11 protein-coding genes are annotated in these 15971 nt (G+C 44.2%); 5 read left to right on the top strand and 6 right to left on the bottom strand.

Features of this window, described 5'->3' with window-relative positions; translation table 11 throughout:
- Both IJ23_RS05825 and IJ23_RS05820 read left to right on the top strand, forming a co-directional pair.
- Positions 1–1407 carry an ArnT family glycosyltransferase gene (locus tag IJ23_RS05825; RefSeq protein WP_033905700.1) on the top strand — a complete coding sequence of 469 codons (1407 nt, stop codon included), beginning with the start codon at positions 1–3 and terminating at the stop codon, positions 1405–1407.
- A 4-nt stretch (positions 1408–1411) separates the two neighbouring features.
- Positions 1412–1834, top strand: coding sequence for a GtrA family protein (locus IJ23_RS05820; RefSeq protein WP_033905699.1), 423 nt, complete (start codon positions 1412–1414; stop codon positions 1832–1834).
- A 127-nt stretch (positions 1835–1961) separates the two neighbouring features.
- On the opposite strand, the gene IJ23_RS05815 is transcribed toward IJ23_RS05820, so the two are convergent.
- The 5 genes from IJ23_RS05815 to IJ23_RS05795 form a co-directional block, all read right to left on the bottom strand.
- The gene (locus IJ23_RS05815) at positions 1962–2906 is read right to left on the bottom strand and encodes a hypothetical protein (protein ID WP_033905698.1); all 945 of its coding nucleotides are present in this window, start codon (positions 2904–2906) and stop codon (positions 1962–1964) included.
- 3 nt (positions 2907–2909) lie between these two features.
- The gene (locus tag IJ23_RS05810; RefSeq protein ID WP_033905697.1) at positions 2910–3854 is read right to left on the bottom strand and encodes a hypothetical protein; all 945 of its coding nucleotides are present in this window, start codon (positions 3852–3854) and stop codon (positions 2910–2912) included.
- A gap of 3 nt (positions 3855–3857) precedes the next feature.
- Positions 3858–4802: a hypothetical protein gene (locus tag IJ23_RS05805; protein WP_033905695.1), complete on the bottom strand. Its 945-nt coding sequence runs from the start codon at positions 4800–4802 to the stop codon at positions 3858–3860.
- A 3-nt stretch (positions 4803–4805) separates the two neighbouring features.
- Positions 4806–8315 carry a T6SS effector BTH_I2691 family protein gene (locus tag IJ23_RS05800; RefSeq protein ID WP_033905693.1) on the bottom strand — a complete coding sequence of 1170 codons (3510 nt, stop codon included), beginning with the start codon at positions 8313–8315 and terminating at the stop codon, positions 4806–4808.
- Between the two features lie 262 nt (positions 8316–8577).
- A complete protein-coding gene (locus IJ23_RS05795) occupies positions 8578–10911 on the bottom strand; it encodes a YgiQ family radical SAM protein (protein ID WP_033905691.1) in 2334 nt (777 codons plus the stop codon).
- Between the two features lie 425 nt (positions 10912–11336).
- Between IJ23_RS05795 and IJ23_RS05790 the strand changes: the two genes are divergently transcribed.
- The 3 genes from IJ23_RS05790 to IJ23_RS05780 all read left to right on the top strand — a co-directional run bounded on the left by IJ23_RS05790 (position 11337) and on the right by IJ23_RS05780 (position 14943).
- Positions 11337–13793 carry an EAL domain-containing protein gene (locus tag IJ23_RS05790; protein ID WP_033905690.1) on the top strand — a complete coding sequence of 819 codons (2457 nt, stop codon included), beginning with the start codon at positions 11337–11339 and terminating at the stop codon, positions 13791–13793.
- A gap of 86 nt (positions 13794–13879) precedes the next feature.
- On the top strand, positions 13880–14590 hold the full coding sequence (locus tag IJ23_RS05785) for a hypothetical protein (protein ID WP_005389354.1): 711 nt from the start codon (positions 13880–13882) through the stop codon (positions 14588–14590).
- Positions 14591–14742: 152 nt separating this feature from the next.
- On the top strand, positions 14743–14943 hold the full coding sequence (locus tag IJ23_RS05780) for a DUF4250 domain-containing protein (RefSeq protein ID WP_005376762.1): 201 nt from the start codon (positions 14743–14745) through the stop codon (positions 14941–14943).
- Between the two features lie 21 nt (positions 14944–14964).
- On the opposite strand, the gene metR is transcribed toward IJ23_RS05780, so the two are convergent.
- Positions 14965–15876, bottom strand: coding sequence for an HTH-type transcriptional regulator MetR (metR, locus tag IJ23_RS05775; protein ID WP_005376763.1), 912 nt, complete (start codon positions 15874–15876; stop codon positions 14965–14967).
- Between the last annotated feature and the right edge of the window lie 95 nt (positions 15877–15971).

Raw genomic sequence — 15971 nt, 5'->3', positions numbered from 1 at the left:
ATGAGTATTAATAAAACCCATCTGTGGTTGTTGTTGGCGTTTGCTCTTTTACTCCGTCTTATTTCACTTGCCGCTTACCCTTTGATGGACACCACCGAAGCCCGCTACGGCGAAATGGCGCGCTTAATGGTGGAAACAGGCAATTGGCTTACCCCACAGTTTGATTATGGCGTGCCTTTTTGGGGGAAGCCACCCCTGTTCACGTGGATGAGTGCTTACGGCATTGAGTTGTTTGGATTGAATGAATTCGCAGTGCGCGCGCCTCATTGGTTGGCGGGTGTCGCGACTATTATTTTTGTTGCAGCCATGGCGCATCGCGCTGGCTTTAACGCAGTCATCGCAGCGTTGGTATTGGCGACGTGTGGCATCTTTTCAATTGCGGCGGGTGCAGTGATGACAGACATGGCACTGACATTGGCAATGACCATGGCGATGGTCGGCTTTTACTACTGCTGGCTTGGCAAAGACAAACACAGCCGATTGTGGGGTTATCTCGGTTTCTTTGGCTTGGCTTGCGGGCTGTTAGCAAAAGGTCCGGTGGCGATCGTGATCATGGGCATCGCAGTGTTTCCTTGGCTTGTGATTCAGCATGGTTTCTTCGGTGCCTTCAAAGCCTTGTGGCAGCGTTTTCCAATTGTGTTGGGGGTGGCGCTCATGCTGGCGATTGCTCTACCTTGGTACATCATGGCTGAAATGGCGACGCCTGGATTTATTGATTACTTTATTGTTGGCGAGCACTTTAAGCGTTTTGTTGTCAGCGGTTGGGAAGGGGACCTGTATGGCTCTGCTCATGATCAACCACGTGGGATGATCTGGGTATTCTGGCTGCAATCGGCTGCGCCTTGGTCAATTGTATTGCCTATCTTGGCATGGAAACGTCGTAAGGTACTCAAAGCCATTGAAACGGATCATCAAGGTCTATTTAGCTTCCTGATGTGTTGGCTGATTTCACCAATGATCTTGTTCACCATGGCTGGGAATATTTTGCCTGCTTACGTGCTACCGGGTGTGCCTGCATTGGGTATCTTGATTGCAATGCTGGTGGATAAACACGATTTCAAATGGCTGACCGGAACGGCAGCGGTGTTGCCAGCCCTGCTTATGATTGCGATGTTGGTTTTGAATATGGGCAAAGCAGATAGCCGCAGCGATCGCATCATCTTCGCGCAAATTAATGACAACGCTCCGGTCTTCTACATTGGTAAGCGCCCGTTCTCAGGTCAGTTCTATAGTCATGGTCAGGCGAAAAAGCTTGAAGATAAGAATGACTTAAACAATCTGAAGAAATTCCACCTGATTGGTAAATCGCAGCAAGTGGATAGCATGATTCATGAAAATGCGTTGAGTTGTACCAATGAGTTCACAGCAAAATCGAAACGCTCACTCTACACTTGTGTGGTTGGGTAACGGAATGCGCAAATTACCAAAATTTGCTTCGCTGGAAAGGTTTGCTTCGTTAACAAGGTTTGCTCTAGTAGGTGGTGTCGGCTTTATGGTCGACACCCTTATCTTTTCTGTGTTGTTCCATTGGTTTGGTCTGGATCTGATGCTGGCTCGTGGGATAGCATTTTTGTTTGCAGCAACCACGACTTGGCTTGGCAATCGCTGGCTGACTTTCTCTCAAGCAGAAAAAACCAACCCTTTCGCTCAATGGCAAAAATTTATGGCGAGTGCCTGTATCAGTGCTTTGCCGAACTTTATTGTGTTCAAAGGCGTAACGCTCGCCCTAGGAACGCAAGGGTTGATGGTCTATTTGGCTTTGAGCTTAGGCATATTGGCAGGCATGGTGAGCAATTATTTGCTCAGTGCAAAATGGGTGTTTAGTAGAGGATAGAAAGGTTCGGGCTTACTCTCCTATCCTCGAGTTAAAAATTCGTTATTTGAACCAATTTTTCTTTTTGTACATCAGAGTAAACCTAAAGCTTTTCATGGGGGATGTAAAAAGGTAAATAAGCCAAGGTTTATACCTTGGCTGCCGTTAGTTCAGATTTTGATTGTTCGATTTCAGATTCCGTTTGCCACTTGCCGTTGTAAAGGTATTCACGCTCAGGAAGTGGGGCATTTGACGCCCTTAAATCAAATACCTCTTCGGTTTGATATTCTCTACTACAAACTGGAATACTAAAGAGCCTTGATTCTGGCTTTGCTTCAAACAGCTTTTTATGATCATCGACCTCTTTACAATCCAGTTTGTAGACCTCTGACAGTTGTGTGACCATGGATTCTAAATCCGCTTCAGTTTTAAAGAAAACATAACAATCTGATCTATCTTGTGAGCGAAAGATAGTCTTATGAGCAGTATCTCGATATCTGCATATGTCATGCTTAAAATAGAACTGGATCACTTTCCTTTTTTTATTGTAGTCCGCAAACAGCCAATCCTCACGCTCTCCGATTCTCACTTCTGTTGGTTCATCTGGTTGGCGTTTAAGCATTTTAAAGGAGACTAATATAAAAGCACCTGCACCTACTAACGCCATCGGGCCAACCATCGCTACCATCACCACACATACCACTGCACCTATCCAGCCAACGGCTTGCGTGGCGGTATTCACCCACTTAGGCATGTTGCGACGTTTCTTCATCACAAAGCCTTTGTCAGAAAAAATATAGTCATAGCGATAGTCGAGGCCAATCGTAAGGTAAAAGGCACCAGACACCATCACCGATAAAATAAAAGAAAAAATAGTTACGCCAACCGTGTCACTCGTGTGTATAAACAAAGTTAATAGGAATGGGGCGATCACAAAGGGAAGCGCAAAAAGTTTAAAGTAATAGCGAAATGGTTCCTCTACATCATACTTGTGCCATGTTCTGACATTATCGCCTGCGAGTATTTCTTGCTCTTGCGCCTCTTGATAAACTGCCAACTCTTCTGGGGTGATGTAAAATGGTGAATATGCCAAGGGTTACTCCAGAGCTGTAGTTAGTTTAGACTTTGATTGTTCGATTTCAGACTCGGTTTGCCACTTGCCGTTGTAAAGGTATTCACGCTCAGGAAGTGGGGCATTTGACGCCCTTAAATCAAATACCTCTTCGGTTTGATATTCTCTACTACAAACTGGAATACTAAAGAGCCTTGATTCTGGCTTCGATTCAAACAGCTTTTTGTGGTCATCTACCTCTGTACAATCCAGCTTGTAGACCTTTGACAGTTGCGCGATCATGGATTCTAAATCTGCTTCAGTTTTAAAGAAAACATAACAATCTGATCTATCTTGTGAGCGAAAGATAGTCTTATGAGCAGTATCTCGATATCTGCATATGTCCTGCTTAAAATAGAATTGGATCACTTTCCTTTTCTTGTTGTAGCCCGCAAACAGCCAATCTTCTCGTTCGCCTACTCTCACTTCTGTTGGTTCATCAGACTGACGTTTAAGCATACCAAATGAAACCAATATAAACCCACCAGCTCCGGCAAGAACCATGGGTCCAGCAACCCCAACCATCACGACACAAACTATTGCTCCAATCCAGCCCATGGCTTGAGTCGCAGAGTTGACCCAATTCGGTAAATCACGTCGCTTTTTTATAACCAATCCGCGATCGGACAAGATGTAATCATAACGATTGTCCAACCCAAATGTCAGGTAAGATACACCAGACATGATAATCGTCAGACCCGATAAAATGTAAGTTAAGATCATGTCACTGTTATCATGTAGGAAATAGGTAAGGAAAAATAATGGACTGACAGCGGCTATAGCAATCGATAGGTATAAGTATCGAAAAGGCTCTTCAATATCGTGCTTGTGCCAGGTTGTGAGGTTCATCCCCTTTAGAATTTCTTGCTCTTGTTCTTCTTGATAAGCCGAAAGCTCGTCTGGCGTGATGTAAAAAGGTAAATAAGCCAAGGGTTACTCCTTGGCTGTCGTTAGTTCAGGTTTTGATTGTTCGATTTCAGATTCCGTTTGCCACTTGCCGTTGTAAATACGTCGCCATTCAGGAAGTGGGGCATTTTTAGCTCTCAGGTCAAAGGTATCGGCTACCGGAAATTCAAGGCTGCGAGAAGGGATATCTTCAATTCGAGGTTCAGGTCTTCCTTCAAAAAACGCTTTATGGTCTGGAAAATCAATACATTCAATGTCGTATTTGTTTGAAAGGGTCTCTAGCATTGCATCTAGGTCTTGAACAGTCCTAAAGAATATGTAGCTATAACCACGAGTTTGAGCTCTGAAGATGGTATGCTTCTCTAGGCTCCATTTAGAACACTCGTCATACTTGTGGTAGAAGCGAATCACTTTACGCTTTTTGTTGTAGTAGGCGAACAGCCAATCTTCTGTCTCTGCTACTCGAACTTCCGTAGGTTCGTCAGGCTGACGATTTAGCATACGAAATGAAACCAGTATAAACCCTCCAGCACCGACAAGAACCATGGGCCCAGCAATACCTACCATTACTACACAAACTATAGCACCAACCCAGCCCATGACCTGCGTTGCTGAGTTTACCCAATTAGGTAAATCACGTCGCTTTTTTATCACTAAGCCGTTGTCGGACAAGGTGTAGTCATAGCGATTGTCTAAACCAAAAGTCAAATAGGACACTCCAGACATGATTATCGTCAGACCCGATAAAATGTAAGTTAAGATCATTTCACTACTATCATGTAGGAAATAGGTAAGGAAAAATAATGGGCTAACTGCGGCTATAGCAATCGATAAATATAAGTATCGAAAAGGTTCCTCAATATCGTGCTTGTGCCAGGTTGCAAGATCTTTCCCCTTTAGAATTTGTTGCTCTTGTTCTTCTTGGTAGGCCGAAAGTTCGTCTGGCGTGATGTAAAAAGGTAAATAAGCCAAGGGTTACTCCTGTAAGCTAAGTTCACTAGCATCAGAAGTTAATGAACTTCTGATCGTTGCTTGTTTAGTATTGTCTGAAATCGCCGTATAAGTTGCACGCTGTTTTGCATTATTTTGGAACCAGTACTTACGGCTTAATTCGTTTTTATCATCAAGGATGTATTCAATCTCAAATGCTAGATAGTTAGCTGAGTCTTTCATTGGTAAAGTTAATTTATAGACGCTTTGAGAATCTGAGGAATCCGTTGAACTATTCAACGTTTCTAGATTTACTCCAGTGTACCAAGCTCCCGACATCAGTCCCTCCTCTGTTACAGAAGTATTTGTCCGAAGTTTTATGCCATCTCTTGCATTATTGGTGGGAACTTGGATATGTAGCTCAATACCAAACAATTCTTGTTTTGCTGCTGGGTACTGTGTTGATGAATTCGGAACGGTACGCATCATTGGTGTTTGGCAGATTAAAGGTTTATCCATTATGGTTTTTAACTCAAAAAGGGCCTCTTGTACTAAAGAAGAATTATGCTTTTCTCTCTTTACCAAGCTTGAGGATTTACTCCAACGTGCTTTATCTGGGTGATAGCCCCAAGGAAGTTTATCTAACCATTTTTGATAATCGTCTTGTTTAAGTTTACTCATGATATGATTACTAAGAAGGTAAACCGCAGTGAGTCCCATAATGACAAACATTACTGGTCCTCCAAAGAGAACGTTTGCCGACCATATACCTGTTATTCCACCAATGGCCTGAAAGGCACCAACGACCGTTAATCCGACCAACGAAGAAAAGTTAAAATACCCAGCGATTCTTGCATCTCTTTCTAGGTCATCGATGCTATTTAAAACACGATAAGCCTCTATTCCTGACGCTAGTGCACCTATGATCCCAGTAACTGCAAGCCATTTATTGAAGGTTTTTATGTCGTCTATTATTAGGTGCTCGAAACCATCGGCTTGATCTGCAATTAGCTTTTTAAGCCTTATCCGTGAGTGTGCTCTGAGTTGGGCTTCACCTTTCACGCTATCCCATAGCTTACCGGTGCGAATTCCCGTCCAAGCGTTTACTGTATAAAAAAGCTTTTGCTGAATATCCAAAAATTCATCTGAGGACATTAACCCCGTGTCTTGGATACTACTCATGGCATCACCAAGCGCGATGCAGTTGAATATTAGTGCTAAAAAGCCTAGGCCACCTGCATTCTCGAACAGTTTATTCAAATCATCGAGCTTATTCATAGCGATCCGAGTTCTAAGCTCGACGGTTCTTTGCGGTAGATCATCGGGTAATTCAATATATTGTGGGTACTCCAATGTAGTTACAGCGAGTGCCTTCTTAATTCTCTTTTTATTTTTTAAAGCTGTTGTGTATTTAGAGTCGGCTTTGCGGTTGTTTTTCTGGAAGTCAGCAATGACCGCATCGTTTTTCTTGAGCTCACTTAGGTAATCATTTACGCGTGTTTTCCATTTTTTAAAATCGCGAGCGTAGCTTTCATTTACAGTCACCGGCATATTGTGTGCCATATGCTCTGCAATAACGGCTAACAAATAATAGCTCTGACGGTTCAGAGGTTTAGCGAAAACAGGCATCAGTAAAATCGATGCTTGTGAAGTCATGCTAACGCCAAACTCTAAAACTCCTTTTGCAAGTGCACCTATTGCAGATTTAAAGATAATGTCCAGCTCTTGGAAGCCTTTGGCGATATCCTTGAGAAAGTCCGTTTCCGCAGTGTTTGGGTTGGAAACAAAATCCATGATCTTAGAGTACATATTCACGCGGTTGCTGGTATCAGATATCTGGTCCATCAACTGATTATCAGGATCAGGATTTTCTGAGGCGATCGACTGTTCATCAAGCGCCTCTGTAATATTCTTCTCCATCACTTTAAATAAACTACGACTAAACCCTGAGGCATAGAGAGCAAGTAAACTGGTTGGTTTTTCCCATTGGCTTTCAGCCCACTGTCGGTCTTCTTCTTGCATCACCAGAGTAAATGACTCAACGGCTTGCTTGTGCAGTTGATACAAGCTGTACTGTGTGTCTTCGCTGTATAGGTCGAAGGTTCTTTCGAGATGATGCGGCGTTAAGGACTCCATTACTGCGATAAAGTCGCGTTTGACCGAAACCACTTGGGTTAGCATGTTTTCTTTTTGTTCTGACAGCTCTTGCATCTCGCTCAGCATTTGCTTCCAGTTGAGCTGCTGACGCCAGCGTTCAGTCGCTATCCATTGTTCGTATTTACCAAAACGGCTCGCAGAAATTCGATATTTGTCCTGTATCGCTTTAGCAATGTCACTTTGGGTATGTTGGTGTGATTCAATCGCTCCAGCGGAAAATTTAGCAGGATAGCCGGACTGAACTGAGCTTTTGTTCTGCTCTGCCAAATCAAGTTGGTGAGAGGAGTCATAATAGTCAGCCATGTCGGTATAAAACGACAGCTCTTCGCCGTTACGCTTAACGCTAGCTGGCATGTCTATCTCGTCACTTGCACCAAACATACACAGTTGCATGGCGGTCTGCATCAAGTTCCACTGGTTTGAAAACTGGTCAGTGAAAAGGCGGTAAGGGCTTGCGGCACCAACAAAATGCAGTGACATATCTTGAATGTCTGCGGCGTAATCTTTTATCGCGACGAAGTAGCCTGACTCTTCTTCTGGAATCGCAGAGGTTAAGTCACTCTCGGCTGCGACAGGTTTAAAGACGGAACCATATTCATCGGCTTTGGTTGTGATGCCAGAATCCGCAAAGCGACCATCATCGACGGCAGAAGATTCAATATCAGCGACTTGGGTTAACTTATCTATTGATGCAATGTTGTGCTGGTTCTCGTTTGAGGACAGAACAATGGTTTGCATGCGATCGATATGATTACTCGGATTGTTAAGTACGCGCATGAACGTGTGCCATGTCCAGCGGTGCTCAGAGAAGCAAATCGATAGTACGCTTCCGTTGACGTAAGTAAGAAAGGGCTTTGCATCTTGTGGTGTCCCACGCTGCTCTGATTTTGGGCTTTCTGATTCTCCCAACTTATAGAGCGTGAATTGCGTTCCTTTGATTTCGTATTCGTCTAAGCTTCTGTTGATTGCATCATACACATACAGCCAACCGTCGCGCAGTTGACGCAGGGTGTAACCAACGGTATTGAGTTTGGCTGGGCCTTGGCCTTTCCATTCTTCAGGCAAACCAAAAGGTTGTGTCTCTTCTGTTTCTAGCTGATCGATGGCATAGCGGACTGGGATAAAGTGCGCAGGTGATGCTTCCGTTGCTTCTTTCTCAGTTTTTAGATTGAGAGGCTCTGGTTCAGACGGCGGTGGCGGATCGATTTTTTTTGTTTCTCCCTCCCAAAACATACTGCGCTCTGGGGGTGAGCCAGCAAGATCATCGGATTCCGTGGTTGGAACGATATTCAGCGATTTCAGTGTACCATCGCTTTCAAATGCCTGAACGGCCTCCTCATAGGTATAGCTGTTGTCATACCAGAACATAGAAGTTTTTGGGGGAAGTGGATTATTCATCGTTAGCCCATGTTTAAGAGTTTTACTCTGTTACGCAAATATCGCACCAAAATAAAGCAATTAAAAATCAATGAGTTATATTTTTATGGTTTTGCTTCGATCAAATAATTGTTTGTTTTTCCAATAAGTTGGTTGGTGTTTACCATTTTTTGTATTGATTGAATCAAAGTTTGAGTTATTAGTGATGCCTCAATGAGCCGACAAAACAAAAGGGCTCCAGAGTTAACTCTGGAGCCCTTTCTAGTATTTAAGCTCTAAATAATTAGCGACGCTTTGGTTTACGTTGACCAGCTGGTTTGCCTTGTCCTTGTGGGCGACCTTGGCCTTGCGGCTTGCTACCTGCCGGGCGGTTTGCACCGTTGCCGCTAGGACGTTGGCCGTTGCTTGCAGGGTGTTGACCACCTGTAGCTTTACCCGAACCGTTACGGTTGCCAGATGGTTTACCATCTTTTGAACCGCCTTCAGAGCGTTTGTTCAAATGACCACCGAAGCCTGGTTGGTTTTTGGTATGTTTGGTTGCAAAGCGGTTTGCCCCGTGACGACCAGATTTACGACGTTGCGCAGGTGTTTGTGCTTCAATGTCTTCTGCAGGAACGAGACAGCCTTGTTTGTCACCAATCAAATGTTTTTTACCCATACTGACTAGGGCTTCACGGATCATTGGCCAGTTTGCTGGATCGTGATAACGCAACAGCGCTTTATGTAGGCGACGTTGACGTTCACCTTTTGCTACAGGTACATCTTCACGTTTTTTGTACTTCACGCGTTTCAGAGGGTTTGTCTCTGAGTAGTACATCGACGTTGCGTTACACATTGGCGAAGGGTAGAAGTTTTGTACTTGGTCACATTCGAAGTTGTTCTTTTTGAGCCACAGAGCAAGGTTCAGCATGTCTTCGTCTTCTGTGCCTGGGTGCGCAGAGATAAAATAAGGGATTAAGTACTGCTTCTTGCCTGCTTCTGCACTGTATTTCTCGAACATCTCTTTAAAGCGATCGTACGTACCCATGCCTGGCTTCATCATTAGATCAAGAGGACCTTTCTCTGTATGTTCCGGTGCAATCTTCAAGTAACCGCCTACGTGGTGAGTCACGAGCTCTTTCACGTATTCTGGTGATTCAATCGCAAGGTCGTAACGTACGCCAGATGCAACCATCACTTTCTTCACGCCTTCAACTTTACGCGCTTCGCGGTATAAATCGATCGTGTGTTTGTGGTCTGTGTTTAGCTTGTTACAGATGCCCGGGAATACACAAGAAGGACGACGACAGTTCGCTTCCGCTTTTGGATCTTTACAGCCCAGGCGGTACATGTTTGCGGTCGGGCCACCAAGATCGGAAATTGTGCCAGTAAAGCCCGGAACTTTGTCGCGAATTTCTTCAATCTCGTTGATGATAGATTCTTTCGAGCGGTTTTGAATGATTCGACCTTCATGCTCGGTAATCGAACAGAAAGAACAGCCACCAAAGCAACCACGCATGATGTTCACAGACGTCTTGATCATGTCGTACGCAGGAATTTTTGCTTTGCCGTACATAGGATGAGGAACACGCGCGTAAGGCAGGCCAAACACAAAGTCCATCTCTTCGGTCGTCAATGGAATTGGAGCTTGGTTTACCCAAAGTTCACGATCACCATGGCTTTGAAGTAACGCTCGACCAGAGTACGGGTTCGTTTCTAGATGCAATACACGGCTTGCATGCGCATAAAGAATACGATCGTTTCTTAGCTTTTCAAACGAAGGTAAACGGACCGCAGTCGTCGCAGCATCGTGGCGTGATGGGCGAATCGTGATTGGTTGTGCAACTGGCTCGTCTTTTTTAGTTTCACACTGAGTTTCTACTTCGTATGGGTTCTTTGGTACGAACGCTTCTTTACGAGGTTTTTCAATACGAGAAGAATCAATAACCGTGTAGCCTTCTGGCGCGACTGGCAAGTTCACGGCAGTACCACGAATATTGGTCATGGTGCTGATGTCTTCGCCGTTTGCGATGCGATGTGCTACTTCGACAAGTGCGCGTTCTGCGTTACCAAAAAGTAGGATGTCTGCTTTTGCATCAAATAGTACCGAACGGCGAACTTTATCTGACCAGTAATCGTAGTGCGCAACACGGCGTAGGCTGGCTTCGATACCACCTAAAACAATAGGTACTTCTTTGTAAGCTTCACGACAACGCTGAGAGTAAACCAAAGTCGCGCGGTCTGGGCGTTTGCCACCTTCGTTATTTGGTGTGTACGCGTCATCGTGACGAAGTTTTTTATCCGCAGTGTAACGGTTGATCATGGAGTCCATGTTACCCGCAGTGAGCCCGAAGAACAGATTTGGCTTACCAAGCTGCATGAACGCATCTTTGTTTTGCCATTCTGGTTGAGCAATGATACCGACACGGAAACCTTGTGCTTCTAGCAGGCGGCCAATGATAGCCATACCAAAGCTCGGGTGATCCACATAAGCGTCACCGGTTACAATGATAATGTCACAGCTATCCCATCCTAGGGCATCCATTTCTTTGCGACTGGTCGGCAAGAAAGGTGCCGTACCAAAACACTCTGCCCAGTATTTTTTGTACTCATGAATAGGAGTGATGTTATTGGTCATATTTTGCTCTCTGTTCCAGGGAGCGCGAATTATAGCGATTTGATTATCAGGTATCTATAACAAACTCATCTATTCCAGCTTAGTTCATCGAGTTTTATTTGGTTTGTAAAAATATCAATGCTCTATCGGCGATTTTCTGTCTAATTTCACCTTGAAAGCCTCATGGTTATAGATCGGTTCATGAAAAATGTCGCAATCTTAATACAAAGCATAAGCAATGGTGTGCTTATATGGGGTAAAGCCTATAATCAAATTGGTGCATATTAAATGCAAAAGGCTGAGCTGCTCTGGAAATAGTTCTAAGTCGATAGGCTTATCGTTGACACAATCCATCTATAAAGAGGATCGGCAGGTCCCAACTGGAATGTCGCGAATTGACTGTGAATTTTGAGCCTTGGGCTAATTACAAAAAAAGGGGCTAGGGTATGAGTGAATCTACGACAACAGTGCATCCAAAAATGCAAACGACTTCCAGTCTAACTCCTGTTATAGAGTGGTCTTACGATATTGATACTCGCGAGTTCGAATGTGATCAGCAAGGAATGGCAAAGGCATTTGGGATAAGTACGCCAGTAACCAGCCTAAATAACTTGTTTGATCATATGCTGATGGGGCAACAAGAAACGCTAAAACAACGAATTCTAGAAGTGGAACTCTTTGGCGGACGGGGGCGGTTTTCTTGTTGCATGATGCTAAAAAACGTTAACTTAGTGCACGTTACTATTAGTTTTGAAAGGCTCAATAAGCGCATTATCCAAGGCACTATCATTCCACAATTAACAATCACTGGTTGCGAGGAGTTAGCGAAAATCCTCGAAACGATTTTTGATTTGCCGAATGTAGGCGTTTTAGTTGCCGATGAAGATACGCGCATCTTAGGTTGTAACCGTGCCTTTGAGTTACAAATGGGCTATCAAAACCGAGATCTGGTTGGGCTTAAAACTCATATTTTCAGTACCTCTCACCATAGCCAAGCGTTTTATGATCAGCTGTGGCAGCAAATTAATGATGAAGGATGTTGGTGTGGTAACTTGCTGAGCAAAACAGCAAACGGTAGCAACCAAGCTCATCATCTTTGTATTTACCGACTTACGTTTCACTCTGGACGAATTCTTTATCTCGGATTTTCTACGGATATTTCTGCTTCGTTGTTGTGGATGAAAAATCGTTGTGAACAACAGCATGATTGGGCTGCCTTTTTACCAACGAGGAAAGAATTTGAACTCCAATTAGCTAACTTAGCGAATGAAAGCAGAAATAAAGAACTCAACATTGTTATGACACTCAGACCCAAGTTTTCGGAGAGATACTTGCTTGAACAGCAATTAGGTTTTGCAGATTTTATTATGCGAAGTCGCTACACCAGTATTGCGGGGCAGTTATCTCGGGATGTGTTTGTCGTATGCTTGCAGACCCCTCATTGTCAATGGTTGAGCCCGGTTCGTTTGATCCAAATTGCCATGAAAGGATTCTTTAATGAGCTTAGAAATGAAATGGGCACAAAAATGCATGCCACTATCGTTAAAGGCCAAACTGGTGTGTCAATCCTTGGATATGATACGAACCGACCAAGACAAGCGCTAGCACATGCAGCGCAAGCGATGTTGTCCTCTATTTCCGGTGAAGGCAGCTATTTCAACTTTTACGACAGTGAACTTCACTCTGAATTAGTGAAGCGCCAACATCTCGAGGCGTTTTTGGAGGCGCAAATAGAGAGTGGACTAGTGGACGTTTACTTTCAACCGATTATCAACGTTCAAACCGGAAGAGTGGTTAAGTTCGAGGCCCTCGCACGCTTCTATGATGAAAATGATGCGTATTGTACGCAGAAGATGATCGCTATTATTGAAGATCTAGAACTCATAGCGGCACTTGATGATGTGGTCTGCCAAGCTGCGTTGAAGCACTTTCCGCGCTTACAAGAAATTTATGGCGAGGAAGTGGGCGTGACCATCAATCGCTCCCTCAATACGAAATTGGATTCTCTTCAGATCCTTCAGCGGTCGCATGATTTGATTAAAGCCAGTGGTGTAGACCCTAAGCGAGTAACTATCGAGCTAACAGAAACCGCGTATTTTGAACAAGATGAGGAGCATACTCGAGCTCTAGAGGAAGTGCGGAAAGAGGGCATTGAGATCGCGATTGATGACTTCGGTACTGGGTATTCTTCTTTTTCTTATCTAGAAAAAGGGCAGTTTGATTTACTGAAAATAGACCGAAAATTCATCAAGAACATTCATAAAGGGAGCACCAGCTATAACATTGTGAAAATGGTCACCGAGCTTGCACAGCAAATGAATGTAAAAGTGGTTGCTGAAGGCGTGGAATCCAAGCAAGAACTTCAAGTATTGGCAGAAATCGGTGTCGATTACATGCAGGGCTTTCTATTTTCTGCTGCCGTGCCTGTCGATTTGATGGATAAAGCGAACAGTTATGAGCATCTGTTCTCTGACATCGCGATTGAGTCTAAGCAAAGTGATGTGTTGCAATCTGTGAGCCATGAACAAGTCAGGTCTATGGACCCTGGAGAACCGCTCTCCTTGGCAGTGGAGTACATGAATTTGAATCCAAGCTCGCCTTTAGTTGTTCTCAATGAAAATCGTTGTGTTGGGTTAATTACGAAAGAGACGGTGAATTTACACCTAACGCCCTCGATGGGCACAGAGCGAGAAACTGAACGAGAAAGCCGAATTTGGAAACGTCCTGTTAATCAGATAATGAGCACCGATTTTGTGTTGGTTGATGAGGATTTACCTGTCTCTGTTATTCGAGAGTTGGTTAAAACCGGCATTCGTTTCCCTTGGGTACTGTGTAATACCAAAGAAGAGTACCGTGGAGTTTTAACGCAGGAAGACGCGTTGAAGTATCTTGCCTCTCTGTGAATAAAATTGTCTTACCGTTTTAGCTCATTTGGGGGCCGACTTTCGGTGGTTTGGCGATAGTTGATTTGATATTATCGCCCCCCAAAATGACTTTTGAGCGTGCATTCAACATGATTCAACAATTGCTGGTTACTTTCCCTCCGATGCTATTTGGCGCACAAGCGCTACTGACTTTGCTTCTAATAAAGGGCGATATTTGTCCTGGTCAGCGAGGACGTCTTCATAAAATGTTGCCAGCAGTAGCTGTATTGTGGCTCGCTGTTGCGTCACTTCGCATTGAAGCATTTATGATCGTGTTTGCTATTTTCTACTTTTATTCTCAGGTTCAAACCAAGAAAACGCGTGAGAAAGGGCCACTATGGGCGATGCATTTAGCGAATGGTTTGGCCTTTGCGTATGTGAGTATTCAAGTATTTGAGCAATCAAGCTGGCCAGCATCGATAGCGATGGCGCTAATGATATTTTTCCTTGGGGCGTCATTTTCTCAATTGCTGCTTACGATAGCTCGCAGCAGACTACAGGCATTTCACCGTATTTTACCAGTTACGGGCATTGTGTCTGGAATGCTATTAGTCATCGCAACGTTGTTTGCTTCTTACCAGTTAAATGAAGCCACACTAAACGCTGCGACACAGCCGATCTTGCTGTCTTTAGCTATGCTAATTTCTTCAATTATTGTGTGGTGTTGGCATATTTTTACGCATAAGAAACCAGAAAAGGTGCAACTGAGCGTTGCCTTGTTGCTAGCACTCGCGTCGATGACGAGCCTGCAAGGTTTATTCTCTCTCGCGGCTTAACCTCTATTCTAAAGACAAAGCTAGACAGCTTATATCCAAGTGCTTTCTTGGTGCTTGGGTATAAGGTGATCACGTTTTAGATCGCACTCACTTTAAATTCGCATAATTGCTACTACGCTTGTTTATATACCTTGTCGAAGAGGAGAGTCGCGATGGATTTAAGCAATGTAGGTAATCTGGACAGCACTATTTTGCTAGGTATCGTCAACGAAAAGCTACGTTTAGAGTGCGACAGTTTTGACGAGTTAGTATCAGTGTATGAGATGGATGTAGAGTCTGTAGTCGGCAAGCTTGATATGCTCGGTTATCAGTACGATCCATTGACTAACCAATTTAAAGCATATCAACGCTAAGCCTTTCATAACCCAAATCTTTTAAGCCACCTTGATTCCGTCAAGGTGGCTTTTACATTGTAGCCTCGCGGTTGCGAAAAAAGCTTGTAAGTAACGCTTTTCTTTCTCTGAGTGACGCGTTGCAGCAAACAAGCGACGCCATAAGCCTTGGCCGAAAGGTTTACTGGTAATAAGACCTTGGCGAGAAAATTCAGAAATCGCCCAATTGGGTAGTGCGGCCACCCCCAATCCAGCAGAGACCATCTGAACTAACATGAGAGTGTTGTCGGCTTGCTTCCATTTCGCAGGTTCTATTCCTGCTGGCTGAAGAAAGTGTTTTACGACGTCTAGCCGTTGTTTTTGAACAGGATAAGAGAGCATGGTTTGATCTGCGAGATCTTGCGGATCAATAATTTCTTTTTCCGCCAATGGGTGGTTGGTTGCGGTAATTAAACGCATTTCAAAGTCGAATAGAGGCTCGTAGTGGACTTCGGATCGAGGTTGGATATCGGAAGTAATAACGAGATCGAGTTCGCCTGCCAATAGAGCTGGGAGTGGTTCAAAGCCAAAACCAGAGGAAAAGTCCAATGTTACGCTAGGCCAAGCAAGTTGGTACTCCCTAAGTGCAGGCATTAGCCATTGGAAGCAAGAGTGACATTCAATGGCCATATGTAATCGGCCATTGACGTCCTCTTTCAAGCTCGCTAAATCATTTTCTGCTCTTGCGAGTTTCGGAAGGATATCTTCTGCAAGACGCAATAGGATTTCTCCCTCAGAAGTGAACTTCACCGGACGAGTCTTTCTCAGGAACAGTTGCCCTCCAATTCGCGCCTCCAAATCTTTGATCTGATGAGACAGTGCCGACTGAGTGAGATGCAAAGCGGTCGCTGTCGCCGTTAGAGAGCCAGTGTCTCGAAGCGAAGTGAGTGTCCGCAAATGTTTTAGCTCTATCATGAATTCCTTTCATCCTTTGTTGTTCGCTATGAACAGAATAGCAATCGTGTAAATAACTTAACGACAAAAAATGGATATGTAAACGTCTAGACGTC

The organism is Vibrio sp. OY15 (assembly GCF_000742455.1).
GTDB classification, from domain to species: Bacteria; Pseudomonadota; Gammaproteobacteria; order Enterobacterales; family Vibrionaceae; genus Vibrio; species Vibrio alginolyticus.
Note: the sequence above shows the minus strand (reverse complement) of the source record. Positions and strands in the feature narration are given on the sequence as shown.

Excerpts from the sequence above, each read along its gene's own strand:
- IJ23_RS05825 (WP_033905700.1), top strand. The coding sequence starts at position 1 with ATGAGTATTAATAAAACCCATCTGTGGTTGTTGTTGGCGTTTGCTCTT.
- IJ23_RS05820 (WP_033905699.1), top strand. The coding sequence starts at position 1,412 with ATGCGCAAATTACCAAAATTTGCTTCGCTGGAAAGGTTTGCTTCGTTA.
- IJ23_RS05800 (WP_033905693.1), bottom strand. The coding sequence starts at position 8,315 with ATGAATAATCCACTTCCCCCAAAAACTTCTATGTTCTGGTATGACAAC.
- IJ23_RS05795 (WP_033905691.1), bottom strand. The coding sequence starts at position 10,911 with ATGACCAATAACATCACTCCTATTCATGAGTACAAAAAATACTGGGCA.
- IJ23_RS05790 (WP_033905690.1), top strand. The coding sequence starts at position 11,337 with ATGAGTGAATCTACGACAACAGTGCATCCAAAAATGCAAACGACTTCC.
- IJ23_RS05785 (WP_005389354.1), top strand. The coding sequence starts at position 13,880 with ATGACTTTTGAGCGTGCATTCAACATGATTCAACAATTGCTGGTTACT.
- IJ23_RS05780 (WP_005376762.1), top strand. The coding sequence starts at position 14,743 with ATGGATTTAAGCAATGTAGGTAATCTGGACAGCACTATTTTGCTAGGT.
- metR (WP_005376763.1), bottom strand. The coding sequence starts at position 15,876 with ATGATAGAGCTAAAACATTTGCGGACACTCACTTCGCTTCGAGACACT.